The sequence below is a fragment of the Acetobacterium tundrae genome (genome assembly GCF_008086615.1).
Classification (GTDB): Bacteria; Bacillota; Clostridia; order Eubacteriales; family Eubacteriaceae; genus Acetobacterium; species Acetobacterium tundrae.
In genome coordinates, this window is sequence record NZ_RXYB01000004.1 from 68,538 (window position 1) to 91,227 (window position 22,690).

Genomic DNA, 22,690 nt, shown 5'->3' on the forward strand with positions numbered 1-22,690 from the left:
CAATGGAAATGACGATTAAATATGGCAATGAACTTTCCGCTGAAGAATTCAATTCTATTCTTGCACTTGATTGCAAGATTTTTGGCAACGAAATTCTGACAAATGAAGGCTTGGCGTTGAAACGTTTTTTAAAATGCCGTGACAGCATCATTACCGCCTATTCGGGCGATACGCTGATAGGGTTTATCAGTTTTTTCAATGTTGACCCTATTGTTTACGAACGGGCAGTATATAAACAAGAATATATTGACGATAACCTCAGTGATAGCGAAATCGAGCCTCTGAAAAAAGGAAGGGAAAATAACATACTACTGTTTGATCATGTTATCGACGAACCCTTCCGCCATCAGGGGGTCTCAAAGTTAATACTAGAGTCGACGCGAAATTATCTGAGAAAAAAGCATCAAGACGGATACCCTATCAATCGGATATTTGGATATGCAATTACTCCAAAAGGAGCGAGAATATTGTCTTCTTTCGGGGGAAGCGATATTTGGACGAGAGACGGTATCACATTTTTTGAAATTGATAAAGAAATATTTTTGAGGCGGATATGATAGTAATAAGGGACAAAAAACTGGACAAAAATAATCTTGCCGGGACCACGGATATTTTAACGGCTGCTTTTAAAGATGATCCTTTGTATCAAGCTATTTTTCAGAACGAGAGAGAACTTCGCCGGTATTTAAAACTGATGCTTGACTACTTTAATGAGAATGGCGAAATTCATACGGCTGTTGTCAATGATGAAATTGTCGGGGTTTCAATTTGGAATTTTAAGGGCACACCATTTTTCAGCATCCGCAATGCGCTTACAAGCGGAATGTTTGGGGAAATATTCAAATTTTTAATGATAACCCAGGTCAAAAGCCTGATTAAGCTGAAAAATGAAGGACTGATAACCGAGCGCTATCATTATAAACGGGAGCATCATTACCTGTTTATGATCGGTTCTGTGAAGAAGGGAACGGGTCGTTTGCTGATGGAATATGCCATCGGAAAATTCAGTGAATGCCCAATTTATCTAGAGAACAGCAATATAAAAGACAACAAAATCTTTTACGAGAGGCTTGAATTTCATTCAATAAAAACGATAGATGTAATGGGCGTTTCAGTAGATTTATTGACAAACAGCAAAGGTGACCAGCCTTAAAGTGTGTGACTGGCAATGATTTGGCCGATAATTTCCCTGCGATACTTAAATTTATCGATGCTGAACGATTCAGTATCGTCACAAATATAAGAGGTGAAGAAAAGATGCTAGTACTAGATATTCCCGGTTATGAAACAATCAAAGTGAAGAATATTGTGTTTGATTTTAATGGAACGCTTGCGGTTGATGGGGTTTTGGTGGCTGGAGTAAATGAAAAAATAACGGCGTTATCGGAGCGCGGGGTTCATCTTTATGTTCTGACTGCGGATACGTTTGGGACGGCAGTAAGGCAATGCCAGAATTTACCACTTGACATCCATGTGTTCAGCCAAGAAAATATTTCCGCGAATAAAATGCAGTTCGTTCAAACCATTGGCCCTGAGACTACCATTACCGTTGGAAATGGCAGAAATGACCTTGCCATGTTTGAAAAAAGCATTCTTTCAATTTGTATAATTGGCAGCGAAGGATGCTGTGCCAAATCAATGAATGCCGCCGATATCATCGTCAGCAATCCGCTTGATGCACTGGAACTGTTGCTGAAAAATGATCGTATCGTCGCCACGCTAAGAACGTAAAATTAAATCTGGATTTTTGACCTGGGAGAATAATCAATGGATATTCGAAAGATAGAATATTTTATCTGTGTTGTGGAAGAGGCAAGCTTTACAAAGGCAGCAAAACGCGTTTGTGTATCCCAGTCTGGTATCAGTCAGCAAATTGCCAGTTTAGAAGAAGAAATCGGGGTAACTTTGATCAATCGTTCGAAAAACAAATTCGCGGTAACCGAAGCTGGTGTGTATCTGTATAAAGCGTGTAAAGAATTCATTGAACAATATCATGCTATTGAAAGAAAAACAAGAGAAATTCATTGTAGAAGTCAGCTGGATATCAATATGGGATATGCTGGGCCGTTGGAATTTACAGTGATAGAACCTGTTGTCAGTATGATTCAGGAATCCTACCCGGATCTTAATTTTACCTTTGATAAAAGCAACTTCAGGGAGATCCGTGAAGCTCTTTTGAATCGGTCTATGGATATGGTTATCGCCTATTCTTATGATCTGATTCAGTCTAAACAGATTGAAACCATTCCGCTGATGCGAGATGCGATGGGATTGATTGTCAGCAAAAAGCATCCTCTTGCGGCAAAGAAAAAAATCAGAGCGATCGATGTGGCAAATGAGAAGCTGATAATGCTTGATCCGGATTATGGTCAAAAAAATTACGAGAATATGATCAAATGTTGCCGGATGGATGGTTATGAAGCAAATATCATTCAGGAGGTCAAAACCTGTGAGAATCTCATTCTGAAGGTTGCCGCTAACACTGGCGTGGCATTTTTTTCGAGAGGATATGCTGAAAAAATGTTTCAAAACATCTGTTTTGTGGAACTGGAAGGTACGCATCATATAAACCGGATCGATCTGGCCTGGCTGAAGGATAACAGCAACGATTATATTTTACGAATCATCAGGCTGATCCAGAAAAACGGTCATAAGTTATTCTAATAACGCAATCATATCCTTATATTAGACAGATATTGACTGAACGCGTATAATTATGTTAAATTATCTGCTTAAGAAGGAGTATTGAAAATGGAAAATTGCAAATATCCGCATCTCTTTTCACCAATTATTTTAGGAAGTACCTTGTTTCGTAATCGAATTTTTGCGTCACCGACCGGTTATCAGAATTTAAATGGAGACGGTTACTTGAATGACGGCGCAGCTGCCTACTATGAACGTAAGGCCAGAGGCGGAGCTGCTTCGGTAACGTCTTTTGAAGGCATCGTGGATGGCGAGTTCGGCCGGGGCGGGGCTACTCATATCTGTTTGGATACCCCGAATATCAAGAATAATCTTTCGCGAATAGCCTATGGAGTTAAAACTTATGGCGCGGTTGCATCGCTTGAATTGCAGCACACCGGCATGTTTGCCAATCGGGATCTGTCCTTTTTCGGAGCTTCATCAAAAGGAATTGCCTATGGTCCGGTAGAATGCGAACTGGGCGGAAGAACCATCCGGCCAATGGATGAAGCGATTATTGAACGCACCATCCGAAAATTTGTCGATGGAGCAGTGCTTGCAAAGATGTGCGGATTTGGCATGGTGACGGTACATGCCGGACATGGTTGGATGCTGCACCAGTTTCTTTCACCGATAACCAATCGCAGAACAGATAAATGGGGCGGTAAGGATGTGAAGAATCGCGCCCGCCTGCTGGTGACAATTTGCGATGAAATCCGCAAGGCCGTAGGCCCGGGATTCCCGATTGAAGTTCGGATCAGTGGCTCAGAATGCTACGATGGAGGATTTGATGTCGAAGATGGTATTTCAATTGCTAAAGAGCTGGACGGCCATTGTGACCTGATCCATGTTTCGGCCGGCAATCACGAAATCGAAGAAGTATTTCCGGTGACCCATCCGAGCATGTTTCTGGAAGATGGCTGTAATGTTGAATATGCGGCTGAAATCAAAAAACATGTCAGAACACCCGTTGCAACAGTCGGTGCTTTGGATGATCCGGAATTAATGGAAGAAATCATTGCATCGGGAAAAGCCGATATCGTCGAAATGGCTCGGGGATTGTTAGCCGATCCGGATTTTCCGAATAAAGTACGCAGCGGAAAAGAAGATAAGGTGATCAAATGTATGCGCTGTCTCTCATGTTTTTCCAGCGAGCTGACAAACGGCGAACCCTATTGTGCACTTAATCCTGAGACCGGCCGTGAATTGGAAATGAAGTTTGCGATTCCGCCGGCTTTTAAAAAGAAAGTACTTGTTGTCGGCGGGGGCATCGGCGGGATGCAGGCGGCTCTGATCTGTGCCGACAGGGGACACGAAGTCGTGCTTTGTGAGAAAAGCGACCGTCTTGGCGGCGTTTTGCTTTGTGAAGAGGATGTTGCTTTCAAGAAAAATCTGGAGTACTATCTTGGCCAACAGGCCCAAAGGATTAATGCTTCAGACATCAATCTGCATCTGAATACCGAAGTAACGCCGGAGTATGCCAAAAAGATCAACGCCGATGTCATCATTGCGGCTCTTGGGGCGCAGCCGGTCAAACCTCGGATATCCGGAATTGACAATGCCAATGTCATGTGTGCCCAGGATGCCTACACTGCCGTTGATAAAATCGGCGATAAAGTGGTCATCATTGGTGCCGGTCTGGTTGGGGTTGAGCTGGGTCTTCATCTGATTGCCAATGGTAAAAAAGTTGAGATCGTCGAAGCAACCGATCATGTTAATGACGGTGGAAACTTCCTGCATATGCTGGGTCTTAAAGTAGAAATAAAAAAACGCAGCTTAATCATCAATTATAATACAAAAGTCAAAGAAATTAAGGCTGCCGGCGTTTTGTGTGAGGTAGAAGGGGCTGAAAAAATAGTTGAAGCCGATACCGTCATCTACGCTGTTGGTCAGAAATCACGACGTGATGAAACGATTGCCTTGAACTTTTGCGCCCCGGAATTCTATCTGGTTGGAGACTGTATCGCTCCGAGAGATATTACGAGTGCAAATACTGAGGCCTTCATGACAGCACGGAATATCGGTCGTTTCTAGTATCGACTGAAGTGGATTAGTCACCTTAAGGTAACTAATCCACTAAATTATGCAAATAATTTATAGTTTGCTTCGGTATCGTTTAACATCATAGTCTTCAACAGCCTCAGTCAGCCATTTGTTTTTATTATTAACGGCTTCATCATCAGGAGCACCAAAAAGCCATCCATCAAAGATATAATTTCCTCCGGGCAATAGGTTGTCAATGACATCATTGACTGCTTTTTTGAAATTTTCTTCTGAGCATTCCGGCTTAATCAACTCGCCATTGGCATCGAATCCTCCGATGACAATTAAATCACTTCCGTATTTTTCCTTAATGCCAAGGAGATCATTACAGGTCTGAGCCGGTTCCCAGTACTGAACGCCAAAATCTCGCCAGTCATCAATAAAGGCTTCGCACTTGCCACAGTCATGCATGGCAACTGATAGTCCTCGGTCCAGCGCAAACTGTGCTTCTTTGGCATGGTATGGTTTGATAAGTTCACGATACTGATCTGGCGAGATAAAAGGTGCTCCCCAGGCAGCCGTGTCATCAACGATTTCAATTAGATCCGGTTGATAATAGTCGAATGATTTGGCTTCGACTTCGGTATAGAAATCACAAAGGTACTCCATCAGTGCCTTTACTTCTTCCGGTTCTTCATAAATTGCACACAGACCCTCGGTAAAGCCCATAAAGGACATCAGCAATTGAAAATAGCCAAAGTGCATGCTGTACATCATGGCTGTTTCATCTGGATTAATGCCCATTTTTGCCAGAAAGTCCATATCGTTCTTAGCCATTTTTTCCCAGTCAAAGCCGGAAATATCAGGTGCTGTAATCACATCGCGCCACTTGGTAATGTCTTTGAGAATAAAATTATTCGGTTCCGGCATGCCTGAATAACCGGTATCTTTGGTTGTGATATAATTGACTCCCCAGATGTCTTTTCCGCCTTCAGGACTGCGATGCTGATTTAAAAATCCCGGTCCGCAAAACATCGTCATCAGTGGACGTTTGGAATACGGATTTGGCCCATAGGCAAATTGCATGAGAGTGTCAGAAGGAATACCTTTTGCCATATCTAAAAAATTCTGTTTGGGTGTACGCTGTGCTGCCATAATGAATACCTCTTTTCTTCAATATATAGTTTAGCCTAATATACCAATGTATTTGGAGATGCTTATGTAAACGATATAAATCAAGCCAAAATCAGTATAAACCTTACTGTTGTATTTGTAAATCATACCATTATATTGATAATTATCGATTAACCTTATATAATAAGTATAAGGTTATGGCAAATTAAAGGGAGGCAACAAGTTAATGCAGATATCACCGGAATTAATCATAAAGGGATTAAAAAATGAATTTCAGGATTTTACGCTGTTGTATTCAGAAAAAACCGATTTTTCAACAATGAAATTATCGGGGATTTGTTCGATTGATACGGAAACGGTAATAAGAAATGGGACCCTTTATCTAATGGATCCGGGGTGCGATTTATTAGTTAATGCAGATATCATTCAAGGACTCGAAAAATCAGACGCTGTGATTTGTGCGCTTAATCGTATGGCAGATGAATTTGAACAACACTGTATTTCCTATATCTGCTTTATCAAAAATACGGTATCCGGTGATGATAGCAACTTTTTAGGACATCATTTTTACAATCGCGTTTTTCACAGCATCTATGACATTTTTCAACAATATCAAACTTGGCAGCAAAATCTTTATCTTGCCGTTGAGAATGATGATATTCAGGAAATGATGGACTATTCAGTCCCCATTTTTGGCAAGTCCATCTATGTTGCGAATAAGAATCAGGAGTATCTCGCGGCTGCTGGTCCGTGTCTGGACTACAGCGGCAGCGGTTCCCAGGTGCCGTTGGAGACATTCAATTATTTGAAAAATGAAGATTATATCAAACCGTCATTTAATAAGCAGGAACCTTTCCTGTATCCGGCGGGCATTCTCAATTCCGATGCACTGTGCCGGGATATCTTTGTCAATGGTGATTTTTTTTGCAGAATTATTATCATTGATGAACTGGGTAATGAGTCATTCAGTCCCGGGGATTATGAATTGATCAAGATCCTTTGCAATGCGCTGCAGCTCTTGATCAATCAAAACTATCAGACGGCGACAGAAGACAAAGGAAACTCAGAAAAAAGCAGCAGTTTGATTTCCCTGTTCAATCAAATTATCAGTGATGAAAGAGTTGAGAAAAGTCAACTGGATAGTGCTCTGCTTAGAAACGGCTGGCTGAAAGACGAAGGCTGTTATATTGGCTATCTGCTTCTTTATCCATCAAATATACAGGACAAAAGTACTTTTTACTACTGCCGTTACATTGAAAAAAAATTTGTCGGTGTTTATTCAATTGACAGAAATGATCATTTGATATTGATTATACAGGAAAGTATCTATCCGTCTCTTGATAAGTTCTTTGCTGAGTTCATTCTTTTTATTCGCGACTGCAATTTCCGGTTTGGCGTCAGCAATCTCTGTTCCAACTTTATGCAGTTGTCGTTTTATTATCTTCAGGCTGAGATTGCAGTGAATCAGGGTATTCAGAGAAATGAAACCATCTGGTGTCACAAATTCGCAGACTACGCATTAAATTATCTGCTTCAGGAAGCCTGTCATAAAATGCCGGCAGAATTATTATGTGCACCTGAACTGACCGTGCTCAAAAACTATGACAGGCGCAAAAAAACCGATTATTACCTAACTTTGAAAACGTATCTGGACAATCATAGAAATGCAACGCAAACGGCGAAAGAGCTGTATATTCATAAGGCGACAATGGTTTACCGTTTGAAGCGACTGAAAGAACTGACCGGTATTGACTATGATGATAAAGATAAAATGCTGTATCTCCATCTATCTTGTAAAATATTAGAAATTGACTGAACTATATCAAGGATAATGCAAAAATTAGGAAGTGAAAAATAAGAATTAGAATGAATGTAGTTATGTGGTAATATTAAAGACAAGATTAGTTCCCAGGTAATAGTATTCATATAAAAAACGGCACTGGTTAGAATTTAATTTGCTAATATTCCAATGATGAAGTGAGAGGAAATATGTATGCGAGAAAAGGAAGTTATTGTCAAGAAAAATAGTCGCGAACAGGCAAAGGGAACAATACCGGATTCACATGCCCAGTCAGCACCCGAAGTTGAACTCGGAATACTGGATATAGACCCATGGTTAAATCCTTACAAGAGGGATTTGGAACTGCGAATAGATTGCTATCGGGATGTAAAAAAAGCGCTTCTCGGTGAAGGTGACAGCTTCAAAGATTTTTCCAACGGGTACAATTATTTTGGCTTTCATTGTACGAACAAAGGTTGGTATTACCGGGAATGGGCTCCAGCTGCAGATGCGTTGTTCTTAATTGGTGATTTCAATAACTGGGACCGAACATCTCATCAATTGGTCAAGAAGGAAAACGGTGTATGGGAAATATTTATTCCCGGGAAAGAGTCATTGAAACATGAATCCCGAGTAAAAGTTTATGTTATACACAATGGCCATGGTCGGGACCGGATCCCTTTATATATCAATAGAGCGGTACAAGATCCGGATAGCTACGATTTCTGTGGGCAAATCTGGAATCCTTATCGCAAATACAAGTGGCAGGATTCTGATTTTCAAAGCGATCACACAAAAGCTCCGATTATTTATGAAACGCATATTGGCATGTCTCAGGAAAAAGAGGCGGTCGCAACTTACCAAGAATTTGAGGAAAATATTCTGCCGAGAATCAAAGAGCTAGGCTATAACACGATTCAAATAATGGCCCTGATGGAGCATCCTTACTATGGTTCATTTGGTTACCATGTTTCCAATTATTTTGCTGCTTCATCGCGCTTCGGAACCCCGGATGAGTTGAAATCTCTGATCGATAAAGCTCACTGCTTGGAAATCAGGGTTCTGATGGATATTGTGCATTCACATGCTGTCAAAAATATCAACGAAGGGATTAATGAATTTGACGGTACCGACTATCAGTTCTTTCATACTGGCAGCAAGGGCTATCACAGCGCCTGGGATTCGAAACTATTTAATTACGGAAAACATGAAGTCATTCATTTCCTGCTGTCAAATTTAAAATACTGGATGGAAGAATATCATTTGGATGGTTTCCGATTCGATGGGGTAACCTCGATGATCTATCATGATCATGGACTGGGAAGCAACTTCGATAGTTATGGTAAGTATTTCAGCGTAAATACTGATGTTGAAGCCATCACCTATCTGCAATTTGCGAATGAGTTGATCAAGGAAATAAATCCTCAGGCAATCAGCATAGCCGAAGACATGAGCGGTATGCCCGGTATGTGCCTACCGATTGAAGATGGCGGAATCGGTTTTGATTATCGTTTGTCGATGGGAATACCGGATTTTTGGTTTAAAATAATCAAGCTGAATGACAACGATTGGAACATGAATGAACTTTGGTATGCGTTGACTACCGGACGACCAGGAGAAAAACGCATCAATTATGTTGAATCACATGATCAGGCTTTGGTTGGCGATAAGACGCTTATGTTCAGCATGGCGGACCAGGATATGTATTCACAAATGGCTAAGAAAAGCCAAAATCTTGTCATTGATCGTGCGATAGCACTGCATAAGATGATCCGTTTCATCACGATATCTGCTAATTCTGATGGATATCTGAACTTTATGGGTAACGAATTCGGACATCCGGAGTGGGTCGATTTCCCCAGGGAGGAAAATGGTCACAGTTACAAGCACTGCCGCAGACAGTGGAGTCTTGCTGACAATCCGTCATTGCGCTACGAAGAACTCAAATATTTTGATGGAGCCATGATCCTTTTTATGGAAAAAAATGGCCTGATAAGCGTGGTGCCTAAGCTGTTATGGCTGGACCAGGAACGAAAGATTATTGCCTACAGGAAAAAAGACTGCATTTTTATCTTTAATTTCCATCCAACTGAGTCCTATTCAGAGCTGGAAATACCAGTCCATGAAAATGGCCGCTTCCAGGTTGTTATGGATACAGATGAAGCGTTATTCGGTGGATTTAAACGTATATCCCATAACGAAACCTATGAATCTCATCCCTTGAAGGTGAATCCGGAATTTATGGGGCTGTTCATCTATTCACCATGCCGAACCGCGATGGTATTGAAAAAAATATAATAATAAAAAATTTTATTATGCACGAAAAAATTTGACAAAGCGAAGCATCAGGCAATTTTTGAAATTCAGATAAGGTTCATTCATATTTAATTAATGCGGCTGAATGGAAAAAACGCGAATCATTTTTATTGAATCAAAACTTGGTCAGGTTGGGGGTGATAAGGAAACGGAAGTTTCCTTTGTCACCCTCTTTTAAGCTGTAAATAAATCAACAAACATCAGGTTGAGAATCACGCTTCGACCCGGTAATTTCAGACTATTTAAGATTAATCCGTTCGCCAACGCTTTAGTGTTGGGAAAAATGCTTCCATTATTACCCTTGCTTCGTCAGTCGGAATTTCCGGTTTTTCTTTAATCAGGAAAGGAATACTGACTTCAATCATTCTTTTCATTGAGATATTGCTTGTGAACTCTCCGTTTTTATAGCAGTCATCGCAATAATCCTGGCTCTTTTCGCCGTTCTTTTCAGTACCATATAATTTGTCCGTTTCACCCATGGGTTTACCGCAACTTTGACATAGCTGGTCACTCATGTCGATACCTCCAATCATATTATAATAAGAATGATTACATAATATCATCAATTTCTGCTGTTTTCAATGGGTTAGTATCCGGTATAGATATTCCGCCAGGATACAGGAAAAAGATGAAACAAGATATCTATAAAAAAGTTATTGAAAATTCTAGCATCGGATATGTTTTTCTCCGTATCATATCCGATCATCTTACTGGTCTCTATAATCGTCGCTTTTTTGATATTGAAATGCAAAGATTAAATATTGAGCGAAATTTACCGTTAGCACTGATTGTTTCAGATGTCAATGGATTAAAACTAACAAATGATGATTGTATGAACTGTAACTGTAAGAAGGATAGAGAAAAGTTTTTGAAATAGAAACGGGACATCACAAACCTTAAGTGATGTCCCGTTTCGCATACTGCGTCGTTCAAAGATAGTAATTTTAATAATAAAATTTGAAGAAATTTGTCAAGTATGCAATAATAAATTTGAAAATGGTAACTTAGATAATTTTAATTATTGAGCTTTTGAAGAAATAGAATAGTTTTGCGTAGTATTAGCAAAGTGTTTTCAATAGAAAAAAGAAATGATAAGAAATGCGTACACACTAAGACAAAATAGGGAGAATTATATGACGACAGATGTATATATTGTTTCTGGATTTTTGGGAGCGGGGAAAACAACGCTTATTCAAAAAATTTTAAGAGAAACATTTAAAGAAGATAAAGTTATACTGATTGAAAATGACTTTGGTGAAATAAGTGTGGATTCCGCTTTGTTGAAATCTGACGGCGTAGAAGTAAAGGAAATTAATTCTGGGTGTATATGCTGCAGTCTTCAAGGGGATTTTGTGGCGTCCATCAGGGAAATTGTAGACAAATTTAAGCCAGACAAAATTATCATTGAACCATCTGGCATTGCCAAACTTTCAGATATTGTTAAGGCCTGTAATCATTCACAGATTAATCAATACATCAAGGTAAAGAAAAAAATTACGGTGGTCGATACAGAGTTTTTCGAAATCTATCTGGAAGACTTTGGTGAATTTTTTGAAGACCAGATAAAAAATGCGGATGTAATTGTGCTTAGTCATGGCGAGACCTTTCCAGATAAGGCAGCGAAGGCCGGTGAATTGATTAAGTCGATAAACCCGCATGCTTTTGTTTTTTCGAAGGAGTGGGCGCATATTAGTATCGATAAAATTTTGTTTTGCGAAAATAATCACAAAAATAGGAACAGCTGTGTCGAGCATCATGAATGCGGCGGTTCTGAACATGATGAACATGAACATCATCATGATGCTGAAGAAATATTTGATACGCTTACCTTGTTTACAAAGAGAATATTTACAGTAAATGATCTGCGGGAACGAATATTGGAAATGAAACAAATCTTTCAGGGGGCCATATTGCGAGTGAAAGGGATCGTTTCTGGAGAAAATGGTTACATAAATTTACAGTATACTCATGGTGATTTGCAAATTACAGAAACATCTGCTGAAGGTGATTTTATCTGTATTATCGGCAGTAATCTGGATAAACAGAATCTAGCCAGGATTTTTGAAGGATACTAGTCTATTTTAATTGGATGAACCAATTTATAAATCGGTAATTATACGATATCAAACAAATGATTGTTGCTCTGTCTTTATATAAGACAGCGCAACTTTTTTTATTGAAAAAATGTACACCTATTAAAGTAAGAATAATATATTTGACTAATAAAGAATAACAATTCAATATAACAAAAAGTTATATTGAATTAAATGATATTACACTTTGTTATATTAAGAAACTCTAGCGTTTGTTGAATATCAAATATGTTAAAATAATAACAATGTGTTTAATTAACTGCTTATTAATAACCGATTAAATGGATAGTTATTAAGGTTGGCATCTTCAGGCCAGCTTTTTTTGTGGATCGGCGGTTGCGATTAAAACAAGATTTTTTTTATTTCGCAATTTTCAATATGAGGAGGTCTGGAAAAGATAAATAAGATGGATGAAGTAAAAGAAATGAAATTCAAAAAACTGACGGATTTTAAATGTAAAAGAGCAGAATCATCGGGCTTTAGCGATGAAATCATCAGTGATAATCTGTACCGTGTTTTTGAAGAAGCAAAGAAAGTCGGAGTTTCAATTGCGTCCTATGCTGATCCTGCAAGTAGTGTTAATATCGTGGGCCCGAAATTTACTGAGAAGATGGCTGTCAAATTTACCTACCCATTGCTGAAGAGAGTGGCTGATTTAAGTGATGATAATATTTAAATAAAAATGAAAGAGAGTGTAACAATGAAATTACAAACTGAACTACCTGCTGTATTTGAGGAGTTTGCGGAAGCAAGAAGAAATGGATTTCTGGCTGTAAAAAAAATAAAAGATCAAAACGTGCCGGTTATTGGAGTATTCTGCGGTTATTTTCCACAAGAAGTGGCGATGGCAATGGGAGCGGCAATCGTCAGTCTTTGTGCCTTTTCAGATGAGACAATTGCTGAAGCGGAAAAGGATCTTCCCAGAAATCTTTGCCCACTTATTAAATCAAGCTACGGATTTGGCAAAACCGATAAATGTCCATACTTTTATTTTTCAGATCTGGTGGTTGGGGAAACAACCTGTGATGGAAAGAAAAAAATGTATGAATATCTTGGGGAGATCAAGCCGGTTTACGTTATGGAGCTCCCCAATTGTCAAAGCGAAGAGGGTCTGAAACTTTGGAAAAAAGAAATCATCCGTTTAAAAGAAACACTTGAAAAAAAGTTTGGTGTTACTATCACTGAGGAAGCTATCAAGGAAGCTATTGTTGTGAAAAACAAAGAACGAAAAGCATTAAAAGAATTCTATGAATTATCTAAATATGATCCGGTACCGATGCTGGGTCAGGATTTATACAAGGTAATGATGGGCACTGGGTTCGAATTTAATCGCGTGCTCATTCCAGAAAAATTAGATGACACTAGAAAAAAAGTTCTTGCAGAATACAAGGAAGAAAAGAAATATTCAAAAAAGCCCCGTATTTTAATCACCGGATGTCCAATTGGCGGGGCAACAGAAAAAGTTATTAAAGCCATTGAAGATAATGGTGCGGTTGTTGTTGCTTTTGAAAGCTGTGGTGGAGCGAAAACGGTTGAGGATTTAGTTGATGAAAGCAATCCGGATGTTTATGAAGCTTTAGCTGAAAAATACCTTGCGATTGGTTGTTCCTGTATGACACCCAACCCCAATCGAATAAAACTTCTGGATCGCATGATTGATGAATATCAGGTGGACGGAGTAGTGGACATGATCTTAACGGCTTGTCATACTTACAATGTGGAAACCCTAAGCATTAAACGTTTTGTTAATGATAAGAAAGAAAAATCTTATATATCGCTGGAAACGGATTTTTCCACATCTGATATTGGTCAAATAAATACCAGAATGGCAGCTTTTATAGAAATGCTTTAAGTAAAAATGGTTATACCGGAAATTGATTCAAGTTTTATATTTCACAGTATCTAAAACTAAGGAGGGTATTGAAAATGATAACAAAAGAGAAATATTTACAAATGCTGTCTGATAATGTAGTAGACATGGAAGATGAGCTGGTTGGAGGAGTTGCCCAGGACTACATCGATGCAGGTTATCCTGCTTTGGAAGGTATTTTAAAAGGATTGGTAGATGGGATGAACAGAGCAGCCGTTTTATATGAAGAGGAAGAGTATTATATTCCCGAACTGTTGATTTGTTCGGATGCCATGTACAATGGCTTAAGTGTTTTACGACCGCTTCTGGAGAAAGTCGATGCTAAAGAAAAATATAAAGTCGTCATTGGTGTTGTTGAAGGCGATACCCATGACATTGGTAAAAATTTGGTAAGGGTTATGTTGGAAGCAGCAGGATATGAAGTGTATGATTTAGGAAGAGATGTTCCGTTACAGAATTTCGTTGACAAGGCAAAGGAAATAGCGGCAGATGTCATTGCAATGTCTACCTTAATGTCCACCACAATGCAAGGAATGAGGAAAGTAATTGAAAAACTTAAAGAAGAAGGCCTTCGGGATTCAGTAAAGGTAATCATTGGAGGTGCTCCCATTTCCATAGCTTTTGCACAAAAAATTGGTGCTGATGGTTATTCCGCCAACGCTGTAGAAGCGGTGAAGCTGGTGAACAGTCTTATGGAGAATGAAGCCGTGGAGTTAGGCGCTTAATGCAGAATTTTAAAAAATATTTGGGTCTTTTAAATTCAGTTTTTGTGCTAGACTAGCCAGTGTTAATTAGCATGAAATCAAAAAAAACATGTGGGGTTTGCATACTGGTATCATTTCCCAGCATCTTACATTGAGAAAGGATTAAATAAAAAATGACAAAAGAAGAATTTCTAAAAAAATTATCAGATTGTGTCGTAGACATGGAAGAAGACAGCGTTGTCAATATTGTAAAGGAATACATTCAGGCAGGATATGATCCCCAGGAAGGCATGCTGGATGGATTGGTGGACGGAATGAAACGGGCAAGTGTACTATTTGATGAAGAAGAATACTACATTCCGGAATTACTGGTCTGTGCCGATGCCATGAATAACGGGATCGAGGAATTCAGAAAATACTTACCAGAGGCGAAAAAGGATGATAACCAGGGTAGAATTGTTTTGGCAGTGGTTCAGGGAGATACCCATGATATCGGAAAAGATTTAGTTAAGATTATGCTGGAAACCTATGGCTACCGGGTGGTGGATGTTGGACGGGATGTATCAAGCGAAAAAATTGTAGCCGCCGTTATCGAAGAGAATGCCGATATGATCGCCTTGTCGGCGCTGATGACCACAACCATGCAAGAGATGAAGAAGGTGATAGAACTGGCTGAAAAAAAGGGCATCCGCAAGCAAGTAAAAATCATTATTGGAGGAGCGCCGGTATCACAGAATTTTTCAAATTCAATTGGTGCAGACGGATATTCCAGTTCAGCAATTGGGGCAGTACGCTTGGTAGAGACGCTGTTAAAAACGACATAGAAATATAATTGAGAAAGAAGGATAACAATGGGCCAATTAAACAAACGTGAAATTACAAAAAATATACTTGAGCACAAAGGAACGGATTATATCCCGGTTATGTTAAATGCAGTAACTTTCTCTGCTGCTCAATACGGATATTCGATGATGGATATTTTTGCAAGCTCGGAAAAGTGGGCAGAATGTGTTATGGGAACACGAGAAAAATTGGGCTTTGATGGATTGTGTTGTGGAAATTATGTTCTGGTTCCAGCAATGATAGCCGGGCATATGGAGAACAGCGGTGGGGTAGCATCAGGAAATGGTGAAGATACGATCCATTGTCTGGAAGATATTGAAAAACTTAAACCATATGATCCCGATCAATGTATGAATTTGCAGGGGGGTTTAAAAACATTGGAAATTATGCGGCGAGAACAGCCTGATGAGCCGGCTTATGTCATTATTTTGAATCCAGCTTCCATTGCTTTAAATATGATGGGCGGGAAAAATGCCTTTAAAAGCATGATAACAAATCCGAATCTGTTCATAACGCTGGCTAATACCATGGAAGACATGGTGTTTTCGGGAGCACAGAAATTAATTGATGCAGGCGTAGATTATTTGTGGTCGCCGATGCCAAACTTCAGCGGTTATTGCATCTCCAGAAAATCCTATGAAAAATGCTGCTGGGAAAGCAATAAAAGGTTCAACAAACGGATTCATGATGCCGGAGCAAAATTAGTGATTCACACCTGTGGGAAATATGATGACCGATTGGATTTAGTGGAACAGGAATATGGAGACGGATGGCATATCTCTGATACTGTGACCGCAAATATTGCAGAAAAATACGGAGATAAGGTTGCTATTATGGGAAATATTCCTTGTAGTTCGGTATTAATGGAAGGAACTCCGGAAGAAGTATATCGGATTGCCTATCAGGATTGTCTGGATGCCGGAAAAAACGGGGGCTTTATCCTTAGTGGAGATTGCGATATGTCGCCGTTGACACCGCTTGAGAATATCAGACAAGTGGTACAGGCGGCGAGAGCCGCAGAAAAAGTATTGTACAAAAAATAGCGAACAAGGCCGCATTATGAGCGGTCATTTTGCGTAAAAGGAGGTTTTGTAAATAATGAGTGAATTTAAAAAAGCCATTTGCGGGGTATGTCCTGGAGGTTGTGAAATACAGGCTGAGGTTGAGGATGGCGTTCTGATTTCCGTAAAAGCTGCGGAAAATACACCTTTTGGTAATCTCTGTATACGCGGGAAAGCGGCACCTGAAATTGTCTATTCGCCTGATCGGATAAAAAAACCGCTGATTAGAATCGGTGAAAGAGGAGAAGGACGTTTTCGTGAAGCCAGCTGGGATGAGGCCCTGGATTTAGTGGCAGACAAAATGAAGAACATAAGCAAAGCATTTGGACCCCAGGCTATCGCCAGCCACTCAGGCAGGGGCGCATTTGAACAGGCCATGGGCGATTTCTATAATGGCGTTGATATGCTCTCTTTAAATCTACTCCAAGCGTTTGGCTCTCCCAATGCCGCAAGTGATGGATCCTTATGTTATGTTTCTTACGGATTGCTGGCACCTTTAACAACTTTTGGAATACCGGCTACAGGTTTGCTTCCGGATTTTGAAAACAGCAATCTGATCGTCATCTGGGGCGCCAATCCGGTTACTGATTCTCCGCCGTTTATGTTTAAACGGATTGTTAATGCCCAGAAAAATGGAAAAAAAGTTATCGCCATCGATCAAATGAAAAGCGATATTGCTACCCGTGCGGACCAGTGGATTGCGGTACGATCCGGCACGGATGGTGCCCTAGCTCTGGGTTTAATCAATGTAGTCATCACCGAAAATCTTTATGACAAAGAATTTGTGAAAAACTGGACGGTGGGATTTGATGAGTTAAAGAATTATGTTGAACAATTCACGCCGGAAGCGGTAGAAAAAATCACGGGTGTTCCCAACGAACAGATCGTGGCTCTGGCCCGTGAAATAGTAACATCAAAGCCAGTTACTTTACGTACCTATACTGGGCTTGAATACAGTAATAGCGGTGTTCAGAATATTCGGGCGGTATTTATTCTCTGGGCGTTAACCGGAAATCTTGATATTCCCGGAGGGCTGATCATTGGTTTGCCGCCAAAACTTCCGATGGCCCCAGTTGATATTCCCCGTCCGCAATTAAAGCCCTTTGGAGCGGCAGAATATCCTCTTTTTTATGAACTTATCGGGAGTGCTCATTTTATGGAATTTCCGAAAGCCGTGTTGCAGGGCGACCCATACCAAGTAAAAGGGCTGATCATCAACGGCTCGTCCACCTTAACCTCCTATCCGCAACCGGAGATTTTTGAGAATGCTTATAAAAACCTGGATTTAATGGTGGTGATCGACCGCTTTATGACAAAAGATGCCCTTTTTGCCGATGTTATTCTTCCAGCAACAACCTATTTTGAAATCGATTCTTATCAGCGTTATCCTGGCGGTTATTTCCGGTTGCGCAGGAAGGTTATTGAACCGGTCGGGGAAGCGAAGAATGATGTTTTGATTATGGGAGAATTGGCAAAAAGACTGGGCTTCGGTCATCTTTATCCCCAGAGCGAAGAAGAAATATTAACCAGAGGCTTTGCAAAAAATCCGGAACTTCTTGAGCGTTTGAAAGAAAGTGAAGATGGAATCCAGCTGCCTAAAAAGCCAGTGGAATATAATAAGTACGAAAAAGGTTTGCTCCGTGCTGACGGACAGCCAGGTTTCCAAACACCATCCGGGAAGGTGGAATTTCGATCTTTTCTGCTGGAGAAAAACGGTTATGAAGGTCTTCCGGTTTATGTTGATCCAATAGAAGGACCAAACAGCAATGAAGCGGCTTTTAAGGAATACCCATTAATTCTCAATACCGGCGCAAGAATCCAATCCACTTTTCGTTCACAGCATTTAGGTATTCCCAGTCTGGTGAAAATTCAGGATAAACCACAGGTTTTAATCAACCCGAAAGATGCCGACGAAAGAAGGATTAAACAAGGGGACAAAGTAAGGATTAAGACGAAAAGAGGAGAAGTGAATTTTTGGGCAAAAGTAACCGAAAATGTTCTTTCAGGCTCGGTTGAAGTCAATCAGGGCGGCGGTACTGGCATTCAGGTAAAGGAATGGCAAGACAGCAATGTAAATGAGCTGACGGATTTTAGTAATCGAGATCCGATTTCAGGATTCCCAATTTTTAAAGCACTGCTTTGCCAAATTGAAAAACTGGAATAACAAAAAGTTGTAAAAAGGAGATCGATTAATTATGAAGAGCCAAGAAGAATTATTGCAGATGTTATCTGACGATGTAGAATTATATGAAGAAGAATATTTTATTCTGGAACTAGGGGCCTAAGTAATGCGAAAATTTACACAAAAAGATAGACTTTTGGCTGTGGCGAGAAAACAGGAGGTTGATAAACCGCCTTGTATCTGTCCAGGTGGAATGATGAATATGATATCCAGGGATATTATGGTGAAATCCGGTTGCCTTTGGCCTGAAGCACATATGGATTCTGAAAAAATGGCAGCGCTTACCTATGCTTTGAATGAAGCTGGTGGTTTTGAAAATTACGGAGTGCCCTTTTGCATGACGGTGGAAGCCGAGGCAATGGGAGCAAAAGTGAACATGGGCGATCTGATCTGCGAGCCCCATGTGGTGGATTCTCCGTTAAAATCAACTTCACAGGTGAACCTATTAAAACAGATCGATGTAAATTCCGGCAGAGTGAAAGTGGTGCTTGACACCATCAAAATTCTAAAAGCTAAAAATACGGATGTGCCGATTATTGGCAATGTGACCGGGCCAGTCAGCACGGCGGGTACCTTAGTGGACATGTCTGTTTTAATGAGAGAATTCCGTAAAAAACCGGTTGATGCGGAAAAACTGCTGAATTTTATCGTTGAAAACTTGGTTGTCTATGCCAAGGCTCAAGTGTCGGCCGGGGCAGATGTCGTGTGTATTTCTGAGCCAAGCGGAACAGGTGAAATATTAGGTCCTAAAATATTTAGAGATTTTACCATAAAATACGTCAACAGAGTTTTAGATGCTGTGGATGTTCCGGTAAAAATCGTTCATATATGTGGTAAATTGAAAAGAGTCTATCAAATTCTTCCGGAATTTCACTGCAATATTTTCAGCTTTGATGCCATTGTACCGATTATGGAAATCAAGCCATTTATCCCGGAAATGGCGGTAATGGGAAATGTAAGCAGTTTTGCATTGGGAGAAGTATCTTCGGAGAAGGTGAAAAGCCTGGTGAAGCTCGCCATGACAAAAGGGGCGGATGTTGTCGCACCGGCTTGTGGGTTATCGACTACCACACCTTTAATTAACATTCAAACTATGGTAGAAACAACAAAACAGGAAAATGTCAGCTTATAACAGATTAATGGGAGTAAAAGATGCCAAGAATTATTATAAAAAACGGAGCCGATATAGATCGTGTTTATGAATGTGATCCAGAGGATAATCTGTATCATTTCATGACCGGACTGAGCTTAATCGATGCACCCTGCGGCGGGGCGGGGTGCTGCGGAAAGTGCAAAGTGAAAATTTTGAAGGGGAATGTTATTCCCGCAGATGCCGAAAAAGAATTCTTTTCAGAGCAAGAAACAGCCGAAGGATGGCGTTTGGCGTGTCTGCATACGGTTAAGGGTGAGCTAACCCTTGAATTGGAACCGGAAGAGGTCATCGGGAAAATCATCAGCAAGGGTTATTTAAAAGAATTTACTAAAAAACCATATATTTCCAAGCACCTCGATGAACTGGGCAATACGCTTGTTATGGCGGGCAATGAAGTGATTGATCGGGAAGTGGGAGATACCAGAAATCGACTTTTTGGTCTCGCTATTGATATTGGGACGACCACGGTTGTCGCCGCTCTGATTGATATGTCAAACGGACGTGAACTGACCAGCATGTCCTGTTTAAACGGACAAAAAATCTTTGGACAGGATGTAATTACAAGAATAAATTATGCCATGACCCAGAAAAACGGGACATTAATTCAGCAAAAAACGATATTGACAGATTTGAAAAATTTAATTGCGAAGATCATTGCAGAATGCTACAGGGAGTATGATTTAACAGCCAATGATATTTATGAAATTACAGTGGGCGGCAATACGACGATGATTCATCTGTTGGCCGGAATTGATCCTTCATCAATGGGAACGGCCCCCTATACACCAGGATTTAGAGGCCCCTTGATATTAAGTGGAATAAATGATTTGCAATTGCCGGTATCAAAAAAATGTCTGGTATACTGTCTGCCTTCAGTTTCGGCTTTTGTCGGCGGAGATATTACAGCGGGAATTTTAGCCTGCAGCATTCAGCAGAATCCCGGTAACATTCTGTTTATTGATATCGGGACCAATGGGGAAATGGTGCTTTCAAAGGGTGGAAAACTTTCTGCCTGTTCCTGTGCCGCTGGTCCTGCTTTGGAGGGAATGAACATCAGCTGTGGAATGAGAGCAGCCAATGGCTCTATTGAAGAGGTAAAACTATTAGGTGATGGTGCTGATATCAGTGTGGAGATTTCCGTGATTGGGAACGAAAAACCAAAAGGTCTTTGTGGCAGCGGACTGCTTTCCGCTGTGGCAGAACTCAACAGAACGGGCATATTACAGAAAAGCGGAAGACTGCTTGATCATCCGCTGGTAGAAAAAGTGGCGGGTAAAAAACACTTTGTTATTGATCAGGAAAATGATATCTATTTGACCCAGCAGGATATCAGACAGGTGCAGCTTGCAAAAGGAGCGATTCTTTCCGGGATTCAGGCAATGGTTCAGGCAAATGAAATGACTTTTAGAGAAATCGATCAGGTCATGGTTGCAGGTCAGTTTGGTGCTAATTTAAAAGCAGAAAGTTTAACCGGTGCCGGACTAATTCCCAGTGAATTGGAAGATGTGATCACTTATGTGGGAAATACTTCGAAATCTGGAGCATATCTTTGTTTGCTATCTACAGAAGAAAGAGCAAACGGCGAAAAAATAGTCGATGAAGTCAGCTATATTGAACTATCAAGTCTGGCCGGTTACGAGAAATTATTTATTAAGGCAATGAAGTTTTAAAAAAGTTATTTTGAAAAATGGGTTGAGTATTGATGGCTGCTTAGAAAAAAACATCAATTCTAGAGCGATTGGTATTTCGGAGTTTGGCAATGACAAAATTATTATAATGAAAAAACAGGAGGGTATGTATAATGCACAAGGATGATTTAATGACCCCTATTGAGAGGGCTCAGGCTTTGGTAAAAGGGGAATCGGTCGACAGAATGCCGATTAGTATGCTTTACGGTGCTCCTGCCCATTCACTTTTGGGTTGGACGAGAAGACAGGAGCAGGAGAATGCCCGTTCTATTGCCGATGTTCAAGAAAAAATATATGAAGTCTTTGGTTACGATGGGGTAACCGCTAAATATGGACTTCATGGCATGGGAATAGCTTTTGGAGCTAAAATGTCTAATCCGGAACATCAGCAACCGGCAATTCTGGAACATCCCATTAAAAATATTATGGATTTGAGTATGTTGGATTTAGATCGTGTTACAGTGAAAACAGATCCCACTGCGAAAAAAGCCTTTGAAGCGGTGAAGATATTAAGAGATGAATTGGGCGATGAGGTAAAATGCGGCATGGGCTTTACTGGCGCTTTTACCTGTGCATCTGCGTTAGTAGGTGCAGAACAGCTTTTAAAAGCTCTCCATAAAAAACCTGAACAAGTACATAAACTGTTGGATTTTACCACCCAGGCCTTACTGCAACTGGCAGAGCCATTTTTAAAAGAGGGCTTTGGAGTTTCAATAGCTGATCCAGTGGCATCAGGCACAATTCTGACAAAGAAAATGTTTCATGAATTTGTAGTGCCTTATTCCCAGCGTTTTGTAGAAGGATGCGAGGCGGTTAAGCCGGGACCTATTTGCTGTCATATTTGCGGTGATACAACAAAAGTATTGGAAGAGATGGTGGAATGCGGGTATAAAATTCTTAGTCTTGATAATTTGGTGGATTTAAGCGTGGCTAAGGAAAAAGTTGGAGATAAGGTACATCTATTAGGAAATATTGATCCCATTAGTATTATGCATCAGGGAACACCTGAGCAGGTTAAAGCTAAAGTTGAGGAATGCTGTGAAAAGGCTTGGGACAGCCCCAAGGGATATACCATTTGTACCGGATGTGATACTGCTTATGGTACACCTTTGGAAAATTCACTGGCATTTATGGAAGAAGCCCGAAAATGTTCAAAATATCCGATGAAACCAGAGAATTTTAAATAAGATAATAATTGTAT

The 22,690-nt window shown here is 40.3% G+C and carries 19 protein-coding genes and 1 pseudogene; 18 read left to right on the forward strand and 2 right to left on the reverse strand.

What is annotated here, in order from left to right:
* The first annotated feature begins 2 nt into the window (after positions 1 to 2).
* From FZC40_RS04680 to FZC40_RS04700, 5 genes are all read left to right on the forward strand, one after another.
* The gene (locus FZC40_RS04680; protein ID WP_148602767.1) at positions 3 to 557 is read left to right on the forward strand and encodes a hypothetical protein; all 555 of its coding nucleotides are present in this window, start codon (positions 3 to 5) and stop codon (positions 555 to 557) included.
* Positions 554 to 1,153 carry a hypothetical protein gene (locus FZC40_RS04685; protein ID WP_148602768.1) on the forward strand — a complete coding sequence of 200 codons (600 nt, stop codon included), beginning with the start codon at positions 554 to 556 and terminating at the stop codon, positions 1,151 to 1,153. The genes FZC40_RS04680 and FZC40_RS04685 overlap by 4 nt, the downstream gene beginning before the upstream one ends.
* 104 nt (positions 1,154 to 1,257) lie before the next feature.
* Complete coding sequence (locus tag FZC40_RS04690; RefSeq protein ID WP_148602769.1) at positions 1,258 to 1,731, forward strand: HAD family hydrolase; 474 nt, start codon at positions 1,258 to 1,260, stop codon at positions 1,729 to 1,731.
* 36 nt (positions 1,732 to 1,767) lie between these two features.
* Positions 1,768 to 2,664, forward strand: a complete 897-nt coding sequence (locus FZC40_RS04695; protein WP_148602770.1) for a LysR family transcriptional regulator — start codon at positions 1,768 to 1,770, stop codon at positions 2,662 to 2,664.
* Between the two features lie 87 nt (positions 2,665 to 2,751).
* Entirely contained in the window at positions 2,752 to 4,716 is a 1,965-nt protein-coding gene (locus tag FZC40_RS04700; RefSeq protein WP_148602771.1) for an oxidoreductase, read from the forward strand.
* 60 nt (positions 4,717 to 4,776) lie between these two features.
* Here the strand turns inward: FZC40_RS04700 and FZC40_RS04705 are convergent, their stop codons facing one another.
* Positions 4,777 to 5,820 (reverse strand): uroporphyrinogen decarboxylase family protein, encoded by a 1,044-nt coding sequence (locus FZC40_RS04705; protein ID WP_148602772.1) that lies wholly within the window; start codon positions 5,818 to 5,820, stop codon positions 4,777 to 4,779.
* 205 nt (positions 5,821 to 6,025) lie between these two features.
* Between FZC40_RS04705 and FZC40_RS04710 the strand changes: the two genes are divergently transcribed.
* Both FZC40_RS04710 and FZC40_RS04715 read left to right on the forward strand, forming a co-directional pair.
* Positions 6,026 to 7,615 (forward strand): PucR family transcriptional regulator, encoded by a 1,590-nt coding sequence (locus tag FZC40_RS04710; protein ID WP_148602773.1) that lies wholly within the window; start codon positions 6,026 to 6,028, stop codon positions 7,613 to 7,615.
* Positions 7,616 to 7,792: 177 nt separating this feature from the next.
* Entirely contained in the window at positions 7,793 to 9,877 is a 2,085-nt protein-coding gene (locus FZC40_RS04715; RefSeq protein WP_148602774.1) for an alpha-amylase family glycosyl hydrolase, read from the forward strand.
* A 266-nt stretch (positions 9,878 to 10,143) separates the two neighbouring features.
* On the opposite strand, the gene FZC40_RS04720 is transcribed toward FZC40_RS04715, so the two are convergent.
* Entirely contained in the window at positions 10,144 to 10,410 is a 267-nt protein-coding gene (locus FZC40_RS04720; RefSeq protein WP_148602775.1) for a zinc ribbon domain-containing protein, read from the reverse strand.
* 185 nt (positions 10,411 to 10,595) lie between these two features.
* On the opposite strand from FZC40_RS04720, the pseudogene FZC40_RS17695 reads away from it, so the two are divergent.
* The 11 genes and pseudogenes from FZC40_RS17695 to FZC40_RS04775 all read left to right on the forward strand — a co-directional run.
* A pseudogene (locus tag FZC40_RS17695) lies at positions 10,596 to 10,721 on the forward strand (diguanylate cyclase); the annotation flags it as partial.
* A 307-nt stretch (positions 10,722 to 11,028) separates the two neighbouring features.
* The gene (locus FZC40_RS04730; RefSeq protein ID WP_148602777.1) at positions 11,029 to 11,970 is read left to right on the forward strand and encodes a CobW family GTP-binding protein; all 942 of its coding nucleotides are present in this window, start codon (positions 11,029 to 11,031) and stop codon (positions 11,968 to 11,970) included.
* Positions 11,971 to 12,394: 424 nt separating this feature from the next.
* Positions 12,395 to 12,664, forward strand: coding sequence for a hypothetical protein (locus FZC40_RS04735; protein ID WP_148602778.1), 270 nt, complete (start codon positions 12,395 to 12,397; stop codon positions 12,662 to 12,664).
* Positions 12,665 to 12,688: 24 nt separating this feature from the next.
* Complete coding sequence (locus FZC40_RS04740) at positions 12,689 to 13,840, forward strand: double-cubane-cluster-containing anaerobic reductase (RefSeq protein ID WP_148602779.1); 1,152 nt, start codon at positions 12,689 to 12,691, stop codon at positions 13,838 to 13,840.
* Between the two features lie 74 nt (positions 13,841 to 13,914).
* Positions 13,915 to 14,583: a corrinoid protein gene (locus FZC40_RS04745; RefSeq protein WP_148602780.1), complete on the forward strand. Its 669-nt coding sequence runs from the start codon at positions 13,915 to 13,917 to the stop codon at positions 14,581 to 14,583.
* 152 nt (positions 14,584 to 14,735) lie between these two features.
* Positions 14,736 to 15,386, forward strand: coding sequence for a cobalamin B12-binding domain-containing protein (locus tag FZC40_RS04750; protein WP_148602781.1), 651 nt, complete (start codon positions 14,736 to 14,738; stop codon positions 15,384 to 15,386).
* A 27-nt stretch (positions 15,387 to 15,413) separates the two neighbouring features.
* Entirely contained in the window at positions 15,414 to 16,448 is a 1,035-nt protein-coding gene (locus FZC40_RS04755; protein ID WP_148602782.1) for a uroporphyrinogen decarboxylase family protein, read from the forward strand.
* Between the two features lie 55 nt (positions 16,449 to 16,503).
* Positions 16,504 to 18,630 (forward strand): molybdopterin-containing oxidoreductase family protein, encoded by a 2,127-nt coding sequence (locus FZC40_RS04760; RefSeq protein WP_148602783.1) that lies wholly within the window; start codon positions 16,504 to 16,506, stop codon positions 18,628 to 18,630.
* A gap of 124 nt (positions 18,631 to 18,754) precedes the next feature.
* Positions 18,755 to 19,780: an MtaA/CmuA family methyltransferase gene (locus tag FZC40_RS04765; RefSeq protein WP_148602784.1), complete on the forward strand. Its 1,026-nt coding sequence runs from the start codon at positions 18,755 to 18,757 to the stop codon at positions 19,778 to 19,780.
* Positions 19,781 to 19,800: 20 nt separating this feature from the next.
* Positions 19,801 to 21,471, forward strand: coding sequence for an ASKHA domain-containing protein (locus FZC40_RS04770; RefSeq protein ID WP_148602785.1), 1,671 nt, complete (start codon positions 19,801 to 19,803; stop codon positions 21,469 to 21,471).
* Between the two features lie 131 nt (positions 21,472 to 21,602).
* Positions 21,603 to 22,676 carry a uroporphyrinogen decarboxylase family protein gene (locus FZC40_RS04775; RefSeq protein ID WP_148602786.1) on the forward strand — a complete coding sequence of 358 codons (1,074 nt, stop codon included), beginning with the start codon at positions 21,603 to 21,605 and terminating at the stop codon, positions 22,674 to 22,676.
* The last annotated feature ends 14 nt before the right edge of the window (positions 22,677 to 22,690 follow it).